This window comes from Vicinamibacteria bacterium (assembly GCA_035620555.1).
Classification (GTDB): Bacteria; Acidobacteriota; Vicinamibacteria; order Marinacidobacterales; family SMYC01; genus DASPGQ01.
Genome location: DASPGQ010000067.1, coordinates 1 through 4,449 on the forward strand (window position 1 = coordinate 1; position 4,449 = coordinate 4,449).

Genomic DNA, 4,449 nt, shown 5'->3' on the forward strand with positions numbered 1-4,449 from the left:
CGGACCAGAACAGAAACAAGGTGAGCACCAACGAGAACCACTCGCCGGCAGCATAGGCCGTGGCATAGTTCGAGTAAACGAGGGTCTGGATGATGGCAGCTATCACGGCCGGCCCAGCAAAGACGAAAGAAGAGTAGACGAGAGTCAGACGTGCGAGCCGCTTGTCGGGATCTCGAGCACCCGACCAGCGGAGTCTCAAGTGGTACCACCAGCCGCCGACCCACCAAAGAAAAATTCCACCGAGAGCTCCGGATACGAGAACCCAGAGCCAGAATCCGGCCCATTGCTCGGCGACGAATGGCCGCAAGATCTCCCAGGCTGGCCGCGGCCGTCCGAGTTCTGACCGCAGGAGCTCCATCGCGACGCGTTCGATGGCATTCGCCATTCCGTAGAACCATCCGACCAATAGAACAGCCGGGGAGTGCTCGAGGGCCGGCCGTCCCGAAAAGAAGGATCTCGGGCTTACGAAGAGCTCCGCCAAGTGTTTCGGCAAGAGCGGGGAAGTGCCAGACCCCGTGTTCGGGGGCAGGCCGGAACGGGCGGCTCGCGACGTCGACTGCGTCTTTGCGGTCATCTCTCGATCCCTTCTTCGGCAAGGTGCCGTCGAAACGTCCCTGCGGGAACGATTCCGGCACCTTCACCCACAAATGGCGGCCGCCTCCAAAGCATTTCATCCGCGAATGACCGTGCTTGTCGTCTCGAGCCCTATTCTGGTTGTTGATGGCGTTCTCCGGTAGGGGAGTCCGACTTGCCGGCGCGAGCCGGAAGGGTACCGATTCGATTGCGAACGAGGACGCCTTTCGTTTGTTTCACGAGGCGTCGTGCGGCGTGGTTTTCGACGGTGCCGGGCGCGCGAATCAGGCGGCGAAGCGTGGGGCATCTCAGTTCGAGCGCCTCTTGCGGAATCGTCCCCCGGTGAGCCTCCCGGACTGGGCTCACCTCGCGAAGCTTATCGACTCCTTTCTGGTGGGCATCGGGAGGAGCACCTTGGCCGGATTTCGCTTCGTTCGCGGCGAAAGCGGCTGGATCGTTTCTGGAGTCGTGATCGGTGATGCAAAGCTTCTCCACGTCTCGAGGGAGGGGGAGGTTCGCTTCGTTTCACAGTCCGGCAAAGACTTCCTGGGAACCGGAGCCATCGATCCGGTTGGCGTTTATCTGCGTCCACAACAGCACGACATCGTTGTTGCTGCCTCGGACGGCGCCTGGGCCGCTCTCGGGGGCGCTCATAAGATGGTCCGAGAGATCCTGAGCGTGGCGCTTCGTGGGCCGATCGCCGAGGTTCCGGTGCGGCTGTTGGAGAAGCCCCGGTTCCTCCTTGACGACGCCACGCTGGTCATCGGGATTCTCGACGAATAACCCACGCCTTATGCGAGAGTCAGAGCGACAGTTCGGACGAATTTCCGTGCGCCTCATGCATGGCGACATCGCCACGGTTCAGGCCGACGTTCTCGTGAACGCGGCGAACACCCAGCTCCACATGGGAGGGGGTGTGGCGGCGGCGCTTCGCTCCCGCGGTGGAATCGAGATCCATCAGGAGGCGATTCGACAGGCCCCGGCCGCGCTCGGGACCGTCGTTCGGACCCACGCGGGAAGGCTTTCCGCTCGTTTCGTCTACCACGCGGTCGTCATCGATTACGACGTGAGCAAGGGAACGTCGGCTTCGGACGTGGCCACCGTGATGCGAAACATCCTCGCGCAGGCTGCCTCCGACGAAGTGAAGAGTCTGGCGCTTCCTCTCTTCGGTGCCGGGGTGGGAGGGCTCTCCATCGAAACTTCCCTGGAAACGATTCTCGACGAGATCGAGCAGGGGAGCCGAGATCTCGAGGGACCGCTCCAGGTCACGATCGCGGTCCGCGACCGCGAGGAGCTCGAGAGGGCCCGAGAGTGCTTCCGCAGCTATACCGATCGCGAATCGCGCAAGAGGGAAGAATCGAGTCTTGCGAACGATTTCCTGAAGGAGCTTCTGAAGAAGCGCCGAGATTGAATCTCGACGCACGGTCAGTCTCGCGTTCCCGCCCAGAAAGTTTTCGGATACATGAACCGTGGTTGTCGCAAGAAGCAGGTAGTATCCAAATGGGTCGAACCAAGGAGAAAAGCGATGCGTCACGTCTACCTGCTTGCGAACCTACGCCAACACGCTCTTGCGGAGAAGCTCGCCGAGTCCGTCCGGCGTTATGTGGATGGGCGCGAGGACATCGACGTCCATCCACGAATCTTCGTGCGAGCCGGGCGCGTGAACATCGAAGGTATTCCCCCGCGCATCGCGAAGGAGCTCCAGGAATGGTGCGCGGGTGAGCTGGAGCGGTTCCGGTCCACGTCGATTCTGCGGTAGCTCGATGTCGCCCCCGGTTGATCGCCCTTCCCGCTCGTGTGACACTGAAAGACACCCCATTTTCGACATCGTTTCTACCATGACGTCCATGGGCCGAGGCCAGCTCGTGAGCCGCACCTGGCGGCTCGTCCGTCTGCTCGATAACGCGCGGGGGCGGACGCTCTCCGAGCTCGCGGATGAGCTCGGCTGCAGCAGCCGTACGGTGATTCGCGATCTGAGGGGCCTTCAGGACGCGGGGCTTCCCATCTACGACGAGCGCGAGGGCCGGGAAAAACTCTGGAAGTTCGTCGAGGGATTCAAGTCTCGCGTGCCTCCTCCCTTTACCGTGACCGAGCTTCTCGCACTCTACTTCGCCAGGAGGCTATCCCGTGTCCTCCGCGACACCCCCTTCTACGCTTCGCTCGAATCGGCGCATGCCAAGATTGCCGGCCTCCTGCCGCCGGAGAGCCGTGCCCTCATCGACGAGTACGACGCCGTACTCGCCGCACGACCGGGGCCGTTCAAGGACTACAGCCGCCAACGAAAACTGATCGAGGTGGCGACCGAGGCCGCCCGCAATCGCAGGAGTCTCGACGTCACCTACCACACCTTTTCTCGGGGTGTCGTGACCGAGCGGCGGATCGACCCGTACCGCCTCTTCTACTTCCAGGGCGGGCTCTACGTCATTGGGTTCGACCATCTTCGCAACGAGATTCGAATCTTCGCTCTCGAGCGGATTCAGCGGTGGACGCTCACCGAGGAAACCTTCACCCTCCCCGAGGGCTTCGACTTCGAACGGCACATGAAGAGTGCCCTCGGCATCTTCCGGGGAAGGGAGATCGAGGCGCGGATTCGATTCCGGCCCTCGGCCGCTCCGTTCGTCGCCGAGCGCCAGTGGCACGAAACGCAGGAGATTTCGACCGCGCACGATGGAAGCATCGTGCTCACGATGCGGGTCGCCGACACCCTCGAGCTCCGGCGCTGGATCCTGAGCTTCGGCTCCGACGCCGATGTGCTGGAGCCGGAACACCTGCGACGTCAGATCCGTGACGAGGCCCAGGCCATCCTGGATCAGTTCGAGCGATCCGACTTCGTTCCCGGCCAGCTTCACCTACCGATCGAGGACTTCCTGGAACGGCAAATACGCATCGGGGGCTAGACGGAGGCCGGCGCGTCGACGCCGGACCAGAGGTTCGCCGAATTCAGCTCTTCGCGGCCGCAGGCTTTGAGGTAGAGGAACAGCTGCATTCGATAGGCTGCGCAGCCGCAGAGCACCGCGTTGACCAGAAAGGCCCCGCGGGCCGTCTTCTGGCCGAACATCTCGATCTCGGCACGCAGCTCCGCGTCCGAAACGTCGGCGAGCTGGGTCGCGTAGGTGTCGGTTTGAGTACCGATCATGGCCAACGTTTGATCGAACGTCCTGGCTGTCGCCTCCTGCTCGGCAGCACTCCACTCGGACTCGTCGAAGGCGCCCGCTTTGGCGGCCTCGACCAGCGTGGGCCCCATCATGCTCAGGTATCTCAACAACTCGATCGTGCTGCGCTGCTTGGGTGTCGGCCGGTAGTCGAGCTTCGCACGATCGATCTTGCTCGCAAGATGAAGCAGGATCCGAACCTCGTCCTGCAGTGAAGCAATCAGCTCGGGTTTGGTCAATACCATCATTACCCTCCAGAGGGAGCCCGAAATATAGCACGGGCCGCTTGACCTACTTGAGCTCGACTTGAATCGCCCGCGGCGTTCCCGAAACGAGCCTTTCCATGTGGGTTCGATTCCCGGGAGCGAAGCTCGCTTCGCCCCGGACCACGCGGAAGACTTCGCTCTGGCCGTTCGGAGTCGTCGACTCGATCTCGCCCCCTTCCAACACCACCACCACGACGTCCTTGTCGTGAAAATGCATCGGAGTGGGCGCGGAGGTCCAGCGAACATCCCAAATGATTACCCGATCGTTTTCGAGCCGCTTCTCGGCGCCCTCGCGAGGGAACGGGCTCGGCAAACCCGAAGTATTGGGAATACGCGCTCGGTCGTGGTCTTTGAGGTCGATCAGGATCGCGTGCCTGGGGTTCTCCTCGACGAGCCCCTCCTCGATGTGGGTGACTCCCTTCGGTTGAAACAGAACGAAGCTCTCGTCCACCTCCGAT

General features: G+C 62.2%; 7 protein-coding genes. 4 read left to right on the top strand and 3 right to left on the bottom strand.

The window, feature by feature from the left end:
- The coding region (locus tag VEK15_02535) for a hypothetical protein (GenBank protein HXV59544.1) at positions 1 to 574 on the bottom strand (574 nt) is incomplete at its 3' end.
- 146 nt (positions 575 to 720) lie between these two features.
- Here VEK15_02535 and VEK15_02540 point away from each other — a divergent pair.
- From VEK15_02540 to VEK15_02555, 4 genes are all read left to right on the top strand, one after another.
- Complete coding sequence (locus VEK15_02540; protein HXV59545.1) at positions 721 to 1,356, top strand: hypothetical protein; 636 nt, start codon at positions 721 to 723, stop codon at positions 1,354 to 1,356.
- 55 nt (positions 1,357 to 1,411) lie between these two features.
- Complete coding sequence (locus VEK15_02545) at positions 1,412 to 1,984, top strand: macro domain-containing protein (protein ID HXV59546.1); 573 nt, start codon at positions 1,412 to 1,414, stop codon at positions 1,982 to 1,984.
- 114 nt (positions 1,985 to 2,098) lie between these two features.
- Positions 2,099 to 2,332, top strand: coding sequence for a hypothetical protein (locus tag VEK15_02550; GenBank protein ID HXV59547.1), 234 nt, complete (start codon positions 2,099 to 2,101; stop codon positions 2,330 to 2,332).
- Between the two features lie 79 nt (positions 2,333 to 2,411).
- Positions 2,412 to 3,470, top strand: a complete 1,059-nt coding sequence (locus tag VEK15_02555; protein ID HXV59548.1) for a WYL domain-containing protein — start codon at positions 2,412 to 2,414, stop codon at positions 3,468 to 3,470.
- Here the strand turns inward: VEK15_02555 and VEK15_02560 are convergent.
- Positions 3,467 to 3,973: a hypothetical protein gene (locus VEK15_02560; GenBank protein HXV59549.1), complete on the bottom strand. Its 507-nt coding sequence runs from the start codon at positions 3,971 to 3,973 to the stop codon at positions 3,467 to 3,469. The two genes, VEK15_02555 and VEK15_02560, sit on opposite strands and share 4 nt — an antisense overlap.
- A 43-nt stretch (positions 3,974 to 4,016) precedes the next feature.
- Positions 4,017 to 4,449 (bottom strand): hypothetical protein (locus VEK15_02565; protein HXV59550.1); only part of this gene is annotated, 433 nt, incomplete at its 5' end.